The 17,002-nt window shown below is 57.2% G+C and carries 16 protein-coding genes; 5 read left to right on the top strand and 11 right to left on the bottom strand.

Annotated features, from left to right (window positions below):
• Nucleotides 1-100: 100 nt before the first annotated feature.
• The 5 genes from N6P30_RS14735 to ftsY all read right to left on the bottom strand — a co-directional run bounded on the left by N6P30_RS14735 (nt 101) and on the right by ftsY (nt 5,788).
• Complete coding sequence (locus tag N6P30_RS14735) at nt 101-1,366, bottom strand: 4-aminobutyrate--2-oxoglutarate transaminase (RefSeq protein WP_023293534.1); 1,266 nt, start codon at nt 1,364-1,366, stop codon at nt 101-103.
• A gap of 136 nt (nt 1,367-1,502) precedes the next feature.
• A complete protein-coding gene (gene rpoH / locus N6P30_RS14730) occupies nt 1,503-2,360 on the bottom strand; it encodes an RNA polymerase sigma factor RpoH (protein WP_008500093.1) in 858 nt (285 codons plus the stop codon).
• A 251-nt stretch (nt 2,361-2,611) separates the two neighbouring features.
• Nucleotides 2,612-3,667, bottom strand: a complete 1,056-nt coding sequence (gene ftsX, locus N6P30_RS14725; protein ID WP_023293535.1) for a permease-like cell division protein FtsX — start codon at nt 3,665-3,667, stop codon at nt 2,612-2,614.
• Nucleotides 3,654-4,325: a cell division ATP-binding protein FtsE gene (ftsE, locus tag N6P30_RS14720; RefSeq protein ID WP_008500091.1), complete on the bottom strand. Its 672-nt coding sequence runs from the start codon at nt 4,323-4,325 to the stop codon at nt 3,654-3,656. The genes ftsX and ftsE overlap by 14 nt, the downstream gene beginning before the upstream one ends.
• Before the next feature lie 2 nt (nt 4,326-4,327).
• A complete protein-coding gene (gene ftsY, locus N6P30_RS14715; protein WP_023293536.1) occupies nt 4,328-5,788 on the bottom strand; it encodes a signal recognition particle-docking protein FtsY in 1,461 nt (486 codons plus the stop codon).
• Between the two features lie 127 nt (nt 5,789-5,915).
• Here ftsY and rsmD point away from each other — a divergent pair, with 127 nt between their 5' ends.
• Together rsmD and N6P30_RS14705 are read left to right on the top strand one after the other, a co-directional pair.
• Complete coding sequence (gene rsmD, locus N6P30_RS14710) at nt 5,916-6,518, top strand: 16S rRNA (guanine(966)-N(2))-methyltransferase (protein ID WP_008500089.1); 603 nt, start codon at nt 5,916-5,918, stop codon at nt 6,516-6,518.
• Entirely contained in the window at nt 6,502-6,783 is a 282-nt protein-coding gene (locus N6P30_RS14705; RefSeq protein ID WP_023293537.1) for a DUF1145 family protein, read from the top strand. The genes rsmD and N6P30_RS14705 overlap by 17 nt, the downstream gene beginning before the upstream one ends.
• A gap of 82 nt (nt 6,784-6,865) precedes the next feature.
• On the opposite strand, the gene N6P30_RS14700 is transcribed toward N6P30_RS14705, so the two are convergent.
• Entirely contained in the window at nt 6,866-7,225 is a 360-nt protein-coding gene (locus tag N6P30_RS14700) for a DUF2500 domain-containing protein (RefSeq protein ID WP_008500087.1), read from the bottom strand.
• Between the two features lie 129 nt (nt 7,226-7,354).
• Between N6P30_RS14700 and N6P30_RS14695 the strand changes: the two genes are divergently transcribed.
• Together N6P30_RS14695 and zntA are read left to right on the top strand one after the other, a co-directional pair.
• Complete coding sequence (locus tag N6P30_RS14695; protein ID WP_008500086.1) at nt 7,355-7,981, top strand: lysoplasmalogenase; 627 nt, start codon at nt 7,355-7,357, stop codon at nt 7,979-7,981.
• A gap of 76 nt (nt 7,982-8,057) precedes the next feature.
• Complete coding sequence (gene zntA / locus N6P30_RS14690; RefSeq protein WP_023293538.1) at nt 8,058-10,229, top strand: Zn(II)/Cd(II)/Pb(II) translocating P-type ATPase ZntA; 2,172 nt, start codon at nt 8,058-8,060, stop codon at nt 10,227-10,229.
• Nucleotides 10,230-10,318: 89 nt separating this feature from the next.
• Here the strand turns inward: zntA and ubiA are convergent, their stop codons facing one another.
• The 5 genes from ubiA to malK form a co-directional block, all read right to left on the bottom strand.
• Nucleotides 10,319-11,188, bottom strand: a complete 870-nt coding sequence (gene ubiA, locus N6P30_RS14685; RefSeq protein ID WP_023293539.1) for a 4-hydroxybenzoate octaprenyltransferase — start codon at nt 11,186-11,188, stop codon at nt 10,319-10,321.
• A gap of 12 nt (nt 11,189-11,200) precedes the next feature.
• Entirely contained in the window at nt 11,201-11,698 is a 498-nt protein-coding gene (gene ubiC / locus N6P30_RS14680; protein WP_023293540.1) for a chorismate lyase, read from the bottom strand.
• A gap of 180 nt (nt 11,699-11,878) precedes the next feature.
• Complete coding sequence (gene malM, locus N6P30_RS14675) at nt 11,879-12,832, bottom strand: maltose operon protein MalM (RefSeq protein WP_023293541.1); 954 nt, start codon at nt 12,830-12,832, stop codon at nt 11,879-11,881.
• A 113-nt stretch (nt 12,833-12,945) separates the two neighbouring features.
• Nucleotides 12,946-14,256, bottom strand: a complete 1,311-nt coding sequence (locus N6P30_RS14670) for a maltoporin (protein ID WP_154827311.1) — start codon at nt 14,254-14,256, stop codon at nt 12,946-12,948.
• A gap of 71 nt (nt 14,257-14,327) precedes the next feature.
• Nucleotides 14,328-15,437, bottom strand: coding sequence for a maltose/maltodextrin ABC transporter ATP-binding protein MalK (gene malK, locus N6P30_RS14665; RefSeq protein ID WP_008500080.1), 1,110 nt, complete (start codon nt 15,435-15,437; stop codon nt 14,328-14,330).
• Nucleotides 15,438-15,807: 370 nt separating this feature from the next.
• On the opposite strand from malK, the gene malE reads away from it, so the two are divergent.
• Nucleotides 15,808-16,998 carry a maltose/maltodextrin ABC transporter substrate-binding protein MalE gene (gene malE, locus N6P30_RS14660; RefSeq protein WP_008500079.1) on the top strand — a complete coding sequence of 397 codons (1,191 nt, stop codon included), beginning with the start codon at nt 15,808-15,810 and terminating at the stop codon, nt 16,996-16,998.
• Nucleotides 16,999-17,002: the final 4 nt, after the last annotated feature.

Genomic DNA, 17,002 nt, shown 5'->3' with positions numbered 1-17,002 from the left:
ATACTCTGCTAAAACATACCCCATTTTTATGATTTTGGAATAGCAAATTTGAAATGAATATATGATAAGCCCGGCAGAGAGTTCCGCCGGGCATGTGGCTTTAACGTGTCAGCGACGCGGAGATAATGTCCAGCGCTTTACGGAACTGCACTTCGGGAATCGTCAGAGGATAGAGGAAACGAATGACGTTGCCGTATACGCCGCAGCTTAGAAGCAGCAGACCTTCCTGCAGTGCACACTCCTGCACCTGGCGGGTAAATTCCGGCGAAGGCTGACCCGTTTGCGGATCGTTAAACTCCACCGCCACCATCGAGCCCTGCGCGCGAATATCCGCGATATACGGGCAGTGTTCCTTCGCCTTGTTCAACACCTCCACCAGGTGATGGCCAAGATGCGCCGATCGCGTGCAGAGATCTTCCTCATCAATCACGTCCAGCACGGCGTGCGCCGCCGCAATCGCCAGCGGGTTACCCGCGTAGGTACCGCCCAGCCCACCCGGCGCGGGCGCATCCATCACTTCAGCACGGCCCGACACCGCCGAGAGCGGCATCCCACCCGCCAGGCTTTTCGCCATAGTGATCAGATCGGGCTTCACGCAGTGGTGTTCCATCGAGAACAGCTTGCCGGTGCGGGCGAAACCGCTTTGGACCTCGTCGGCAATCAGCAAAATGCCGTGGGTATCGCACAGGGCGCGCAGCGCCTGCATAAAATCAGCCGGGGCGATGTTGAAACCACCCTCTCCCTGAACCGGTTCGAGAATTATCGCCGCGACCTGGTCAGGGGCAATATCCGCTTTAAAGATGCGTTCCAGGCTTTTCAACGCTTCCGCCGTGCTGACGCCGTGCAGTTCATTCGGATACTGGGCGTGATACACCGAGCCGGGGAAGGGTCCGAATCCGAGCTTGTACGGCGCAACTTTGCCGGTCAGCGCCATGGTCATAAAGGTGCGGCCGTGGAACGCGCCGCCGAAGGTGATAAGGCCGGGGCGTTTGGTAAAGGCGCGGGCAATTTTCACCGCGTTTTCGACCGCCTCAGCCCCCGTCGAGAAGAACGCGGTTTTGGCCAGGCCGTCAATCGGCACGCGCTGGTTGATGCGCTCGGCAAGCGCCACGTAGCCTTCGTACGGCACAATCTGGTAGGCCGTGTGGGTAAACGCGTGGAGTTGTTTTTCGATGGCGGAAATGACTTTAGGATGGCGATGGCCGGTATTCAGCACCGCGATCCCGGCGGCGAAGTCGATGTACTCATTGCCTTCCACGTCCCACACCGTGGCGTTTTCGGCTTTATCGGCATAGAAGTTACACATCACGCCGATGCCGCGCGGCGTCGCCTGTAACCGCCGGTCGTTCAGTTCGTTGTTTTTCACCCTGTCCCCCTGAGAAAGTCGCCTGCTTAGCGCATCAGTAAGTGTTTGCCAGGGGGAGGGAATTCGCCAGAGCGGGCGCTAAAAAAACAAAACCCCCAGACTCTCATCCAGGGGTTCTCGGTGTACTTCGCGTTAATTACGCTTCGATAGCGGCGCGAAGTTTCTTCATGGCGTTCTTTTCAAGCTGACGGACACGTTCCGCAGAGACGCCGTAGCGGTCGGCCAGCTCCTGCAGCGTGGACTTGTTGTCTTCGTCCAGCCAGCGGGCGCGGATAATATCCTGGCTACGTTCGTCGAGGCCTTCCATCGCATAGCTCAGCTTATTCGCGGCCTGATCTTCCCAGTTGTCCTCTTCGATGCCGTCAGCAAAGTTAGAGGTTTTATCCTGCAGATACAGAACCGGTGCCATCGGCTGGCTGTCAGATGCGTCGTCGTCGGAGGACATATCGAAGGTCATGTCCTGCGCGGCCATACGGGATTCCATCTCACGCACGTCTTTGCTGGAAACACCCAGCTCGCGCGCCACCATTTCCACTTCATCCTGATTGAACCAGCCCAGACGCTGCTTGGTTTTACGCAGGTTGAAGAACAGTTTGCGTTGCGCTTTTGTCGTGGCGACTTTCACGATACGCCAGTTGCGCAGCACGTATTCATGAATTTCTGCTTTGATCCAGTGGACGGCGAAGGAGACCAGTCGCACACCCACTTCCGGGTTAAAGCGACGCACAGCCTTCATCAGGCCGATGTTACCTTCCTGAATCAAGTCCGCCTGCGGCAGGCCATAGCCCGCATAATTACGAGCAATGTGAACAACAAAGCGCAGGTGAGACAGGATCAGCTTTTTCGCTGCTTCCAGATCGCCCTGGTAATGCAGCTTTTCAGCAAGCTCCTTTTCTTCCTCGGCCGTTAACATCGGCCAGGTGTTCGCAGCCCGGATATAAGATTCCAGGTTACCAACAGGGGCTAAAGCTAAAGTTTGCATTTCTTTGGTCATTCATTCCTCTCAGTGTTTCTTCTGGTCCAGGCTGTCCCCGTCAGGCAACAACCATGCCAAAGCGTTTGAGCAACGAGATTAGCATTCACTCTTTTATCAGACAGTGATTTTATCCACAAGTTCCAGGTGCAACGGTGAATAAATTACGCACAAAATGTGACATGGAGATGATAACAGGGGAAGAGACAACAGGGACGCTTTCCCTGCAGAGCGAACATCTCGGTGCAGGGAAAGATTATATCACGCTTTTATTAGTCGGGAGTAAAGTGACGTAAATGTTGAACGGTTGCCAGCCACGCTGCCACCCACCCAATCATTGAACACACCAGCAGCAGTAACAGGCACTCATCGAACCCTAAGCCGCTGATATCAAACTTCGTTCCGAAAACCTGCGCCACTTCAGTCACGGCAGAGGAAAGCCGCATCACCAAAATTTCTGACAATATCAGTGAAAGAAATGCGCCGGAAAAACCGAGCAGTGCGCCACCGTAGAGGAACGGTCGGAGGATGAAGCCATCCGTCGCACCAATCAGTTTCTGCACGTTGATGGTATCGCGACGAGCGAAGATGCTCAGACGAACGCTGTTGCCGATGACGAGGAAGACCGCCGCCACCATCAGCACGCCAATCATCGCCGCGACGCGGCCTACCAGCCCGGTCAAAGCAGCGAGACGCGCAAACCAGCTGTCATCCATGCGCACTTCATCAATGCCCTTAATGCGCGTGATGCGATCGCGCAGGGTGTTAAGCGAATCGGTCCCCTGGAAATCCAGCTTCGGGATCACCACCGCCACGGCGGGCAGCGGGTTCTCTTCAAGCATATCCAGCGCGCCGCCAAAGCCTGACCAGTTGCGGAACTCGCCCAGCGCGTCTTCACGTGAGAGATAGTTGACCTTCTCCACGCCCTGCTCGGCCTGAATTTGCCCAACCACCTGCGCCGCCGCGTTATCGTCGAGCGCTTTATCCAGATAGACCGTGATCTGCGGAGACGGATAATACTGCGACGCTGCCTGGTTGACGTTCTTGTAAACCATGTAGCAGACGCTTGGCAACGTCAGGGAGATGGCGATTACCATCACCGTCAGGAACGTCGCCAGCGGTTTGCTTTTCAGGTCCTGCAGCGCGCCGTGGAACGCGTAGCGCACCTGCTCGTTAAAGACGTTGGTTTTGCGGGAGGCCGGTTTTGGCGCGGCCTTCTGGCGCTTCGGCGCATAACGATTGCCGTCACCCCCGCCCTGCGGCTTACGGAAACGGTCAAACCGGTTCCCGAACTGCCGAATCTGGTTTATTGCATCACGCTTGTTCACCGTGGCCTCCGTGCAAATGCCCGTCGCTCAGGGTCAGCATGCGGTACGAACGACGGGAAATCAGCCCGATGTCGTGCGTTGCCATCAATACGGTAACCCCTACGCGGTTAAACTCCTCAAACAGACGCAAAATCCCTTCTGACAGGGCATCGTCCAGGTTACCGGTCGGTTCATCCGCCAGCAGCACGGCAGGCTTGTTCACCACCGCACGGGCGATACCCACGCGCTGCTGTTCACCGCCGGAGAGCTGGATCGGGAAGTTCTTCGCTTTGTCCAGTAGCCCGACCTTATCCAGCGCCGCAGAGACGCGGCGGCGGATATCGTCATAGCTGGCGCCGGCAATAATCAGCGGAATGGCCACGTTATCGAAAACGGTGCGATCCATCAGCAGGTGGTGATCCTGGAAAATCATGCCGATCTGACGACGCAGGAACGGCACCTCACGGTTTTTCAGACGGCTGATCTCATGGCCGCTGAAAAAGATTTTTCCGGCGCTTGGCCGCTCGATCCCACAGATAAGCTTGAGCAGGGTACTTTTCCCCGCGCCGGAATGGCCGGTCAGGAATGCCATCTCGCCCGGCTGCAGGTGGAAGGTCACCCCCTGCAGCGCTTGTCTCCCACCGAGATAGGCCTTGCTGACGTGTTCAAAGCGAATCATTGTTAGTCCTCTCGGGCAAATAATGCCTCAATAAAGTCGTCCGCCTTAAACGGACGTAAATCCTCAATACGCTCGCCCACACCGATGTAACGGATAGGAATGCCGAACTGGTCGGCCACGGAGAAGATCACCCCGCCTTTCGCGGTGCCGTCCAGTTTGGTCAGCGTGATCCCCGTCAGTCCTACCGCTTCATGGAACAGCTTCGCCTGGCTGATGGCGTTCTGTCCGGTGCTGGCATCAATGGTCAGCATAATTTCATGCGGTGCGTCTTCGTCCAGCTTCTTCATGACGCGAACGATCTTCTTCAGCTCTTCCATCAGATGCGATTTGTTCTGCAAACGCCCTGCGGTATCGGCTATCAGCACGTCCACGTTGCGCGCCTTCGCCGCCTGGATGGCGTCAAAGATCACGGACGCGGAATCCGCGCCGGTATGCTGAGCAATGACCGGGATGTTGTTGCGCTGGCCCCAGACCTGCAGCTGCTCAACCGCCGCCGCACGGAAGGTGTCGCCCGCCGCCAGCATCACCGATTTACCCTGCTGCTCGAACTGACGCGCCAGCTTGCCGATGGTGGTGGTTTTACCCACGCCGTTCACGCCGACCATCAGAATAACAAATGGCGTTTTGCCTTCAATATTAAGCGGTTCGTCAACTTTTGCGAGAATTTCACCCATCTCGTCTTTCAGCAGGCCGTACAGCGCTTCGGCGTCACGCAATTGCTTGCGGCTCGCCCCTTCGGTCAGATTGGCAATGATCTTACGGGTGGTTTCCACCCCAACGTCCGCAATCAGCAGTTGCTCTTCCAGCTCTTCAAACAGATCGTCGTCGATCTTCTTGCCGCGGAACAGACTGATAAATCCGGAACCTAAGTTTTCTTTGGTTTTAAGCAGGCTGCGCTTCAGGCGCGCGAAGAAACCTTCTTTGGTCGGTTTTTCCTGCTCCTGAACGATCTCTTCTTCGGCCTGCTCTTCTACCGGCACAACGATGACCGCTTCTTCAGCCGCTTCCGCCGCCAGCGCCTGAGCTTCCAGCTCTTCGTCGGTCAGCTCCGGCTCGAGCGCCGCTTCTTCTTCCACCGCCTCAACGATTTCAACGGTTTCCGCTTCGGCCTGCCACTCTTCGGCAGACACCGCTTCGTCTTTGACCTCTTCCGGCAGCGGAAGCTCTTCGTGTTCGATAGCGGCCTGTGGCGCTTCGATAGCGGCTTCTACGACAACCGGTTCTGGCTTCTCGCTCTCCTGAACCTGTTCAGTGACCTCAACCACCTCTTCAGCAAAGGTTTCAACCTCATCTTTGCTGTGCGCCGTTTCTTCCGCATCGACAACCGCGGCGGTTTCTACTGGCGTTTCAGGCTGCGATGGCTCTTCAACGGCTTGTTGCTCTTCGGTTTTCTGTTCTGTTTCTTGCTCTTTTTCACCGAAGCCCAGCCAGGAAAAGAAGCCACGTTTTTTTTGTTTTGCCATCTGCGACTACACTCCTCGCGGCGCTATATACATGGAAGCTAAAAAAATGATGAAATAGTCTAACACTTTACTTAATTGACATCACCGCCCGCAATCGCAGGCCAATTGTTAACAGAGCTTTCCTGAGATGAAGAAACCCAACCGCGCCCCGGCCGGTCAAATTCGTATTATCGGCGGTCAGTGGCGAGGCCGGAAATTACCGGTGCCGGACAGCCCGGGTTTACGCCCCACTACCGACCGCGTGCGCGAGACGCTGTTTAACTGGCTGGCCCCGTCAATGGTAGACGCCCGCTGCCTGGACTGCTTCGCCGGTAGCGGCGCGCTCGGGCTGGAAGCGCTGTCGCGCTATGCTGCCAGCGCCACGCTGCTGGAGATGGAGCGCGGCGTGGCGCAGACGCTGCAGCAAAATCTGGCGACGCTGAAAGCGAGCAACGCGAAAGTGGTGAACACCAACACGCTGAGCTTCCTCGCGCAAAAGGGCACGCCGCACACCGTGGTGTTTGTCGACCCGCCGTTCCGCAAAGGGCTGCTGGAAGAGACGTTATCCCTGCTGGAGCAAAACGGCTGGCTGGCGGATGACGCATTGATTTATGTGGAAAGCGAAGTGGAAAACGGTTTGCCGCCGGTTCCCGCTCACTGGGATCTGCACCGTGAAAAAGTGGCAGGTCAGGTTGCTTATCGTCTGTATCACCGTCAGGCACAAGGAGGATCCGATGCCGGTACTGATTAATCTGGGACGTTTGCTGATGCTGGGCGTCTGGGCGTTTTTGCTGCTCAACCTGGTGCACCCGTTCCCGCGCCCGATGAATATTTTTGTTAACGTCGCGCTGATTTTCACCTCGTTCATGCACGCCCTGCAGATGGTGATGCTGAAAAACGGTCTGCCGAAAGATGGCCCGCAGATGACGAGCTGGCAGCAGCTGCGCGTGTTTATTTTCGGCGTGTTTGAGCTGCTGGTGTGGATGAAGAAGTTTAAGGCGCAGGTGAAGAAGTAAGGTGCGTTTAGTCGCCCGGTGGCGCTTCGCTTACCGGGCCTACGAAACCACGTAGGCCGGGCAAACGCAGTGCCGCCCGGCGTTACAACTCCGGAACAAACCCCTCAAACCGCGATCCTTTGTAACTCAGCGTTCCTTTTTCCCCCACCGTCAGCTGGTGGTACTGCTGCGCCTCCAGGCGGAAGGTCATCTCCAGGCCGCCCGTTTCCGGCTTAAAGCTCGCTTCATAACGCATTGTTGTGCCCGCAGGCGTCACCTGCTGCTGGCGCGAGCGGCGGTCATTGAGCGGCTTTTCGCGTTTGTTCGTCACCACCACGCGCTTTTGCATCAGCGGCGCGGCATCGTTATCCGCCTTCTCGCGGCGCTGCTGCACGAAGCGGAACGAGGCGGCAATGACGATAATCGCCACCACGATAATGAAAAACAGCGGCATCTTGCTCATTCAACTGTCCCATCAGATTATGCGGAATTCAGGATACCCTGCCTTCCCCGGCATTGCCAAACGCCCGCCCGCGTCACTACACTGGATCAGAAACTGATTATTCAGACTTAACAGATACAGGGAGTTAATATGCTTTGGTCATTTATCGCTGTCTGTTTTTCCGCATGGCTTTATGTCGATGCGTCGTACCGTGGTCCCACCTGGCAGCGCTGGCTGTTTAAACCCGTCACGCTGTTGCTGCTCCTGCTGCTGGCCTGGCAAGCACCGATGTTTAATGCCGTCAGCTATCTGGTCCTCGCCGGGCTGTGCGCCTCTCTGATTGGCGATGCCTTAACCCTGCTGCCGCGCCAGCGCCTGCTGTATGCCGTAGGGGCATTTTTCCTGTCGCATCTGCTGTATACCATTTACTTCGCCAGCCAGATGACGCTCTCTTTCTTCTGGCCGCTGCCGCTGGTCCTGCTGGTGATTGGTGCCCTGCTGATCGCGGTGATCTGGTCGCGTCTGGAAGAGATGCGGTTGCCGATCTGCACGTTTATCGCCATGACGCTGGTGATGGTATGGCTGGCAGGTGAACTGTGGTTCTTCCGTCCGACCGCTCCGGCAATGTCCGCGTTCTTCGGGGCCGCGCTGCTGCTGATTGGGAATATCGTGTGGCTGGGTAGCCACTATCGCCGCCGTTTCCGGGCGGATAACGCGATTGCCGCCGCCTGTTACTTTGCCGGGCACTTCCTGATTGTGCGTTCGCTGTATATCTAAATAACGCTTGACTCTGGAGTCGACTCCAGAGTGTATGCTGCGGTTAATGAGAAAATTATCATTGCCGGAGACTGCCATGTCGACTCCAGAAACACCCAAAAAAGTCCCTCAATTCTCGGCGCTTAAGCTCAGTCCCGTTCCGTCGAAAGATGGCTGCTGCTGCGACGGCGCGTGCGAAACGCAAACTCAAACGCTTCCTGAAAGCGGCAACCGCTACAGCTGGGTCGTTAACGGCATGGACTGCGCCGCCTGCGCCCGCAAAGTGGAAAATGCGGTGAAACAGGTGCCGGGCGTCAGCCACGTTCAGGTGCTGTTCGCCACCGAAAAGCTGCTGGTTAGCGCCGATAACGACGTCAGCAAACAGGTTGAGGACGCGGTAAGCAAGGCAGGTTACAGCCTGCGTAGTGAAGCCGCGCCCGCGGAAAAAACCTCTTCACTGAAAGAAAACCTGCCGCTCATTACCCTGATCATCATGATGGCCCTGAGCTGGGGGCTGGAACAGATCAACCATCCGTTCGGCAACCTGGCGTTTATCGCCACCACGCTGGTCGGGCTGTTCCCGATTGCCCGCCAGGCACTGCGTCTGATGAAAAGCGGCAGCTGGTTCGCCATTGAAACGCTGATGAGCGTGGCGGCCATCGGCGCGCTGTTTATTGGCGCGACGGCAGAAGCGGCGATGGTATTGCTGCTGTTCTTAATCGGTGAACGTCTTGAGGGCTGGGCGGCGAGCCGGGCGCGTAAAGGGGTCAGCGCGCTGATGGCGCTGAAGCCGGAAACCGCCACGCGCGTAGTAAACGGCACGCGTGAAACGGTCGCCATCACGACCCTGCGTCCGGGCGACGTGATAGAAGTCGCGGCAGGCGGACGCCTGCCTGCCGACGGCGCGCTGCTTACCGCCACCGCGAGCTTTGATGAAAGTGCCCTGACCGGTGAGTCCATTCCGGTTGAACGTGCCGCAGGTGAAAAAGTGCCTGCTGGCGCCACCAGCGTCGACCGTCTGGTGCAGCTCACCGTGCTTTCCGAGCCGGGTGACAGCGCCATCGACCGCATCCTGAAGCTGATTGAAGAGGCCGAAGAGCGCCGCGCGCCGGTCGAACGCTTTATCGACCGCTTCAGCCGCATCTACACGCCCGCCATTATGCTGGTTGCCCTGCTGGTCACCGTCGTCCCACCGCTTTTCTTTGGCGCGCCGTGGGAGGGCTGGATTTATAAAGGGCTGACGCTATTGCTGATCGGCTGCCCGTGCGCGCTGGTCATCTCCACCCCGGCGGCCATTACCTCCGGGCTGGCGGCTGCGGCACGTCGCGGGGCGCTGATTAAGGGCGGCGCGGCGCTGGAGCAGCTGAGCCAGGTGCAGCATATCGCCTTCGATAAAACCGGTACGTTAACCATCGGCAAGCCGCAGGTCACCGGCGTGTATTCGCAGGGCATCAGTGAAGACGAACTGCTGACCCTGGCCGCCGCCGTTGAGCAGGGATCCACTCACCCGCTGGCGCAGGCGATAGTGCGAGAAGCGCAGTCGCGCGGGCTGAATATCCCACCGGCAACCGCTCAGCGGGCGCTGGTAGGCTCCGGGATTGAGGCCACCGTTGACGGTAAAAAGGTACTGATTGTCGCGGCGGGCAAGTCTTCTCATCCAGAGGTGGAGGCGTTAGAACAGACCGGACAAACTGTCGTGACCGTTATGCAGGACGGCGTCGCAAAAGGGATGCTGGCGCTGCGCGACACCCTGCGCGATGACGCAAAAGAGGCCGTGGCGGCGCTGCATCAGCTGGGCGTGCAGGGGGTGATTCTCACCGGCGATAACCCTCGCGCAGCGGCGGCCATTGCCGGTGAGCTGGGGCTGGCGTTTAAAGCCGGATTACTGCCGGCGGATAAGGTCAGCGCGGTAACGGAGCTGAACGCGCACGCCCCGCTGGCGATGGTCGGAGACGGGATTAACGATGCCCCGGCGATGAAGGCGTCCACCATCGGCATTGCGATGGGCAGCGGCACCGACGTGGCGCTAGAGACGGCAGACGCGGCGCTGACCCACAACCGCCTGACCGGACTGGCGCAGATGATCGATCTTGCGCGGGCGACGCGTGCCAACATCCGCCAGAACATCGGCATCGCGCTGGGGCTGAAGGGGATTTTCCTGGTGACCACCCTGCTCGGCATGACCGGACTGTGGCTGGCGGTGCTGGCGGATACCGGCGCGACGGTGCTGGTGACGGCGAACGCGCTGCGGCTGCTGCGTCGCCGGTAAAAAAACGCCCGGTGGCGCTGACGCTTACCGGGCCTACATATCCTGCTAAAACGTAGGCCGGGTAAGGCGAAGCCGCCACCCGGCTTTTTTTATAAGAAGTAGCTCATCGCCAGCCCTAAAAACAGCACCAGACCGACGTAGTTATTGTTCATAAACGCCTTGAAGCAGGCGTCGCGTTCGCGCTTCGCAATCAGCTTTTGCTGGTAGGCAAACAGCAGCCCCGCCACCAGCACCGACCAGTAAAACGCCCAGTTCAGCCCGTTCAGGCGGCCAATCGCCACCATCAGCGCCAGCACGGCGACCTGCAGAATCCCGATAATCAGCTTGTCCTGACGGCCAAAGAGGATGGCGGTGGATTTGATGCCAATTTTCAGGTCATCGTCGCGGTCAACCATCGCGTATTGCGTGTCGTAAGCCACGGCCCAAAGTATGTTCGCCAGGAACATCAGCCAGCAGCTGAGCGGTAAGGACTCACTAACTGCCGCAAACGCCATTGGAATCGACCAGCCAAACGCTGCGCCCAGCACCACCTGAGGCAGGTGGGTATAGCGCTTCATAAACGGATAAACCCAGGCCAGTGCCAGCGCCGCAACGGAAAGCAGTATGGTCATGGTGTTCAGGGTTAACACCAGCAGGAAAGAGAGCAGCACCAGAACAGCAAACAGCACGCGGGCTTCTTTCCCGGTCACCTGCCCGCTGGGTAACGGACGACCGGCAGTCCGCTTTACATGGCCGTCGAATTTACGATCGGCATAATCATTGACCACGCAGCCCGCTGCGCGCATCAGCCAGACGCCAGCAACAAACACGCCGAGGATCCACAGCGGCGGCACGCCCGGCGTGGCGACCCACAACGCCCATAAGGTCGGCCACAGCAACAGTAACGCGCCAATCGGTTTATCGGTACGCATTAAGCGGTGATACGCCAACAGCTTATTCTGCGTCAGGCTCCACTCCATTTTTTCTTCCTCTTAGTACAACGGTGATGCCGGTAAAAAAAGCTCCGTCAGAATTAACGGTTTACCGCTCAGGCGAAGGCGGGAACGACGCCCCCAAAGTTCAGCATCACGACCAATCTCAATAAAATCCCGGGTAAGCTCAGACGAGGTGAAAAGGTAACGCCCCAGCGGCGTTTTCCCCAGACGTTGCAGCGCCAGCTCGGGCCCGGACAAAGTAGACTCGGGCACCACCGTCCGTCCGGCAAGCCACGGCTCGCCGTCAGCGCAGAGTAAAATTTCACGCAGCCAGTAACGAGGCTCCTGCGGCAGCAGCGGCAGCTCGTTGGCGATCTCATCGCCGGAGACAAACCCTTCCTGAATCAGGGTCACCGTGACCGTTTTTCCCTGCTGCTCAAAACGTTTTGTCATGGAATCTTCCAGCAACAGCCAGTCCAGCTGCTGCGGATCAAGCGCAGGTGTTTGGTCGAAATAGCGCAGCGCACGCAGTTGCGTTAGCGCAGGGTGTGACATGCCAGACTCTCCGATACATAACGTACAGGCATTGTATCGCAGAAACGCGGATTGAGGGGGGCCAAACGTTATTTAAGGATCACGATCGCAACAAGAGTGCAACAGCCCGGCGGAGACGAAAAAAAGTGCGCCCACTCAGGCGCACCAAACGACTAACAAATCAGCATTGTGGGGAAACGGTTACCCCTTGCCTTTTACACTGCTGATAAAGGTGGAACGGGCAGTGGTTGAACCTAAACGTTCGGCTTCATCAAGCAGCTTCAGCGCTTTATCGACATCGCCGCGCTTCACTGCCTGCTTGATGGCATTGTTGAAGTATTCTTCGGTGTCGTTCAGTACCGGCTCGGATTTTTTCGCTGGCGCGGGCGCTGCGGCTGGCGCTGCGGCTGGCGCTGCGGCAACTGGCGCGGCATAGGCTGGAGCGGCGGTATTACCGACGGTGACCGGACCCGGACCAGACGAACCAAACAGCGGGCCAACCAGCACGCTGGAAGCGCTGTTAGTGGAGACTTTCAGCTTAACCAAGCCGTCGGTGGTATGGCGGGCAAGCGGGTCCGGAATATCCGGTACGGAGTTGCCGGTGCCTTTCGCATAGGCTTTCGCCGGATCAACCAGCGTTGTTGTCTGCTGCAAATCTTTCTCTGTTGTGAATACCAGCACGTAAATCTTTTGCTGTCCCAGGGCAGGCGTCAGGCGCATAACCCCCTGCAGGCGGTCCGCGCTCATCACGCCCGGTTCCTGATAGCTAAAGTAGCTGCTCGGGAAGAAAGCAGAAGGCGTCAGGTTTTGGTCCAGAATCAGCACGTTCGGTGCAAAGACGCTGGTTTGCTTGTCCACTTCACTGGTCAGGGTCAGCGTCAGCTCACCGATATTCGCCGGAACACTGTAAGCCGCGACCGGGCCGGTAATGCCCGGGACATTCAACTGCTGACCGCCCGTAGAGAGCTGGGTTGATTGCGTTTTGGATTGATCAACCGGTGTCCAGGTCAGCTGCTGGAGCGCCGCCGCCGGAATGGCAGGCGCAGCGCTGGTATTTTGAGGAACGAAATTGACGTCTGCAAAGGTGACAGCCGGAACGCAGGCCAGCAGCCCCGCAGAGAGGCACAGCGCGACGAGACTTTTCTTCATTTTCATTGTTATTACCTCTGATAGCGTGAGCACTGCGGTGGCCAGGCAATAGCGCGCAGCACCCTAAGGAGAGAGGGGCTTACGCCCCTCTTTTAGGTCATTACGTCAGGTCTAACGAATTACCACCAGATTTCCATCTGGGCACCGAAGGTCCACTCATCGTCGTCGCCGCGGCTGAAGGTTTTCGCGGAAGTGTCGCTGTACGCCACGCCAGAGGTGTAGCCAGTGTCACTGTTGTTCGCATAACCCCATTTCTCGTCCCACTTCGCGTAAGTCGCGAAGACACGGATTGCCGGACGAGACCAGATGCTGTCGCCTGCCTGCCACTGTTGTGCCAGGGTAATTTTGTACTGGCTGTTTTTCTCGTCAGTTTTCTGAGATTTGACGTTGTCGTAGCCAACTTCCAGCAAGGTGCTCATGATCGGCGTCCATTTGAACATTGGACGAACGCCTACGGTCCACCACTCGGTACCGTTGTTGTTGTCACGATCGATGTTCTGGTACATACCGACATACATCAGGTCCCAACGGTCTGCCAGGGTGATTGCACCGTGGTCCAGCACGCGCCACATGGAACCGTCGTTATCAACGCTACCACCTTGTGGGATGCCTTTTCCGTTAGAGGTCATAGAGTCCGTACCGTACTGCAGCACGAACTTGTTGAAGCCCTTCATCATGCTCTGGGTGTGTTCAGCGGTGAACAGCCAGCCATCTTTAGACGCGCCAGGCTGCAGGTAGTAATCGTCTGGAATGTTGGTGTGACCGTAGTCAACACCCAGCTCCAGCGTACCGCCTGGGTTGGTTTCCAGACCGGCTAAACGAACGTCGAAGACATCGTTTGGTACGACGTTGTCATAAATACGGTCGCCGTTCGCATCACGATCGGCGAAGGTTTCAGAACCGCCGGACTCGGAGGAACGGGTCGCTGCCAGAGAGAGTTTACCAAAGCCCAGATCGATGTTTTCAATACCGGCACCAGGACCAGAGATATCCCAGTAGTAGAAGTCGATCATGTGGACGTCATGACGCTGATAGAAGCGCTTACCGGCCCAGATGGTAGAGCCTGGCAGCCATTCAATCAGGTTTTTACCCTGCACGTTAGCTTCACGGAAGGCCGGGCTGGTGGATTCCCAGTCGTTCTGCTGAGAAACGGAATACGCGACGTTGGTGTCGAAGTAGAAGCTCTTATCGCCCTCTTTCCACACTTCCTGGCCCAGTTTCAGCTCGGCGTAGGTTTCACATTCGTTACCGAGACGGTATTTACTTTGTGCACCTGTTGCCTGGAAACATTGTTGTTCACCGCCACTCCCGGTCCAGCCAATGCCAGAACGAGCATAACCTTTAAAGTCCACGGCGCCTGCCTGGGCAGACAGGATGCCTGCCGCAACGGCGATTGCCAGCGGGACTTGTTTGCGCAGAGTAATCATCATTCTATCTCCTGAGATCATTGCTTTTCTTTGAACACTTCACCTGTCGGTTTCGTGTCTTCTTTTGGGATTGCTTAAACGCCTGGCTCTTTATGCAACCGACGACATGCGGTGCCATCCTCACGGAACAGATGGCAGCGCTCTGGCGGCAAGCCGATAGCGAATGTGGCACCCTCTTCTACCAACACCACGTCATTCTGGCGGTAGACCAGGTTCTGACGGATGGCGGGGATCTGGATATGAATCTGTGTTTCGTGACCAAGCTGTTCGACGACCTGAACCTCACCTTCCAGCGTCACATCGGCAATGTGGCTCGGCAGTAAATGCTCAGGACGAATACCGAGGGACATGTTTGCCCCCACCTGTACGTTGGCGCTGTCGACCGGCAGCCAGACCTGCTGGCGGTTTGGCAGCTCCACCTGTACCTGTTCAATGGCTGTCGCGGTCACTTTGACGGGCAGGAAGTTCATCTTTGGCGAGCCAATGAAGCCCGCAACAAAGCGGTCTGCCGGGTAGTGATACAGCTCCAGCGGTTTGCCCACCTGCGCCACGCGACCGGCATCCAGCACCACGATTTTGTCGGCGAGGGTCATCGCTTCGACCTGATCGTGGGTGACGTAAATCATCGTGCGGCCAAGACGCTTGTGCAGACGGGAGATTTCGATACGCATCTGGACGCGCAGGGCGGCATCCAGGTTGGAAAGCGGTTCATCGAGCAGGAAGACGCGCGGCTCGGCGACCAGGGTACGGCCAATCGCCACACGCTGACGCTGACCGCCGGAAAGCGCTTTCGGTTTACGCTCCAGCAGGTGCGCCAGCTGTAACACTTCCGCCACCTGCGTCACGCGCTGGTTAATCACCTCTTTCTTCGCGCCGGCCAGCTTCAGACCAAAGGACATGTTCTCGGCGACGGAAAGATGGGGATAGAGTGCATAAGACTGGAACACCATGCCTACGCCACGTTCGGCAGGCGGGATGTCATTCATTCGGGTATCACCGATCAGCAGGTCGCCGCTGGTGATGGTTTCAAGACCGGCAATCATACGCAGCAGGGTTGATTTACCGCAGCCTGATGGGCCGACAAATACCACGAATTCACCTTCGTGGATGTCCAGATTGATGTCTTTCGACACCACAACGTCACCCCAGGCTTTCGTTACATTACGCAGCTGTACGCTCGCCATGCCCTTCTCCCTTCGTTACAACCTGTCACCGACAGAAACATTCAAGATAAGGTGACTATGGGGGATCCATTACTTTCACGAATCCTCCACCCCCCGGCTTTTTTATGGGGGAGGAGGCGGGAGGATGAGAGAGCAGGCTCTGCGACCGGCGTGGGCGGGCTGAGGCAAAATTCGTGAAGCCGCCTGCAAAATTCAGTGCGTTTTTATGTGCGCCAGCACTCATAACTTAAATTTATGCAACGGAGATCACACAAACGGGGGGTGGGGCGTAGGGGTTGGGAGGATGGAAAGAGGATGTCAAATAAGGAGACTGAGTCACGTTGAACCACTGAAGTCATACCACGAGACATCACCAAAAAGGATGGCAGATATGAATATCAAGACTGGCGCACGCGTTTTCGCATTGTCCGCCCTTGCAGCAATGATGATTTCCGCACCGGCGCTCGCCAAAATTGAAGAAGGCAAGCTGGTTATCTGGATTAACGGCGACAAGGGCTATAACGGCCTGGCCGAAGTGGGCAAAAAATTCGAGAAAGACACCGGCATCAAAGTGACCGTAGAGCACCCGGACAAACTGGAAGAGAAATTCCCGCAGGTTGCGGCAACCGGCGACGGCCCGGACATCATCTTCTGGGCGCATGACCGTTTTGGCGGTTACGCACAGTCTGGCCTGCTGGCTGAAGTCACCCCGGACAAAGCTTTCCAGGACAAACTGTTCCCGTTCACCTGGGACGCCGTTCGCTATAACGGCAAGCTGATCGCTTACCCTGTCGCGGTTGAAGCCCTGTCTCTGATTTACAACAAAGACCTGGTCCCTAACCCACCGAAAACCTGGGAAGAGATCCCGAAACTGGATAAAGAGCTGAAGGCGAAAGGTAAATCTGCCCTGATGTTCAACCTGCAAGAGCCGTACTTCACCTGGCCGCTGATTGCTGCCGACGGCGGTTACGCGTTCAAGTTTGAAAACGGCAAATACGACGTGAAAGACGTAGGCGTCGACAGCGCGGGCGCGAAAGCGGGCCTGACCTTCCTGGTCGACCTGATCAAGAACAAACACATGAACGCGGATACCGATTACTCCATCGCGGAAGCGGCGTTCAACAAAGGCGAAACCGCGATGACCATCAACGGTCCGTGGGCCTGGACCAACATCGACAAGAGCAAAGTCAACTACGGCGTGACGCTGCTGCCAACCTTCAAAGGCAAGCCGTCTAAACCGTTCGTTGGCGTGCTGAGCGCAGGCATCAACGCCGCCAGCCCGAACAAAGAGCTGGCGAAAGAGTTCCTGGAAAACTATCTGCTGACCGATCAGGGTCTGGATGAAGTGAACAAGGACAAACCGCTGGGTGCCGTTGCGCTGAAATCCTTCCAGGATCAGCTGGCGAAAGACCCACGTATCGCGGCCACCATGGATAACGCCCAGAAAGGCGAAATCATGCCGAACATCCCACAGATGGCCGCATTCTGGTACGCCACCCGTACCGCGGTTATCAACGCTGCAAGCGGTCGTCAGACTGTCGATGCCGCGCTGAAAGATGCTCAGGGTCGTATTACTAAGTAAGTCT

Source organism: Enterobacter sp. PL1, assembly GCF_945957325.1.
In the GTDB taxonomy this organism is placed as follows: Bacteria; Pseudomonadota; Gammaproteobacteria; order Enterobacterales; family Enterobacteriaceae; genus Enterobacter; species Enterobacter roggenkampii.
The sequence above is the reverse complement of the archived record's forward strand: the minus strand, read 5'-3'. Positions and strand labels throughout refer to the sequence as shown.

What these genes read in the sequence shown, in the direction of transcription:
- rpoH (WP_008500093.1), bottom strand. Translation starts at nt 2,360, where the DNA reads ATGACCAAAGAAATGCAAACTTTAGCTTTAGCCCCTGTTGGTAACCTG.
- ftsE (WP_008500091.1), bottom strand. Translation starts at nt 4,325, where the DNA reads ATGATTCGCTTTGAACACGTCAGCAAGGCCTATCTCGGTGGGAGACAA.
- ftsY (WP_023293536.1), bottom strand. Translation starts at nt 5,788, where the DNA reads ATGGCAAAACAAAAAAAACGTGGCTTCTTTTCCTGGCTGGGCTTCGGT.
- rsmD (WP_008500089.1), top strand. Translation starts at nt 5,916, where the DNA reads ATGAAGAAACCCAACCGCGCCCCGGCCGGTCAAATTCGTATTATCGGC.
- N6P30_RS14705 (WP_023293537.1), top strand. Translation starts at nt 6,502, where the DNA reads ATGCCGGTACTGATTAATCTGGGACGTTTGCTGATGCTGGGCGTCTGG.
- N6P30_RS14700 (WP_008500087.1), bottom strand. Translation starts at nt 7,225, where the DNA reads ATGAGCAAGATGCCGCTGTTTTTCATTATCGTGGTGGCGATTATCGTC.
- N6P30_RS14695 (WP_008500086.1), top strand. Translation starts at nt 7,355, where the DNA reads ATGCTTTGGTCATTTATCGCTGTCTGTTTTTCCGCATGGCTTTATGTC.
- zntA (WP_023293538.1), top strand. Translation starts at nt 8,058, where the DNA reads ATGTCGACTCCAGAAACACCCAAAAAAGTCCCTCAATTCTCGGCGCTT.
- ubiA (WP_023293539.1), bottom strand. Translation starts at nt 11,188, where the DNA reads ATGGAGTGGAGCCTGACGCAGAATAAGCTGTTGGCGTATCACCGCTTA.
- ubiC (WP_023293540.1), bottom strand. Translation starts at nt 11,698, where the DNA reads ATGTCACACCCTGCGCTAACGCAACTGCGTGCGCTGCGCTATTTCGAC.
- malM (WP_023293541.1), bottom strand. Translation starts at nt 12,832, where the DNA reads ATGAAAATGAAGAAAAGTCTCGTCGCGCTGTGCCTCTCTGCGGGGCTG.
- N6P30_RS14670 (WP_154827311.1), bottom strand. Translation starts at nt 14,256, where the DNA reads ATGATGATTACTCTGCGCAAACAAGTCCCGCTGGCAATCGCCGTTGCG.
- malK (WP_008500080.1), bottom strand. Translation starts at nt 15,437, where the DNA reads ATGGCGAGCGTACAGCTGCGTAATGTAACGAAAGCCTGGGGTGACGTT.
- malE (WP_008500079.1), top strand. Translation starts at nt 15,808, where the DNA reads ATGAATATCAAGACTGGCGCACGCGTTTTCGCATTGTCCGCCCTTGCA.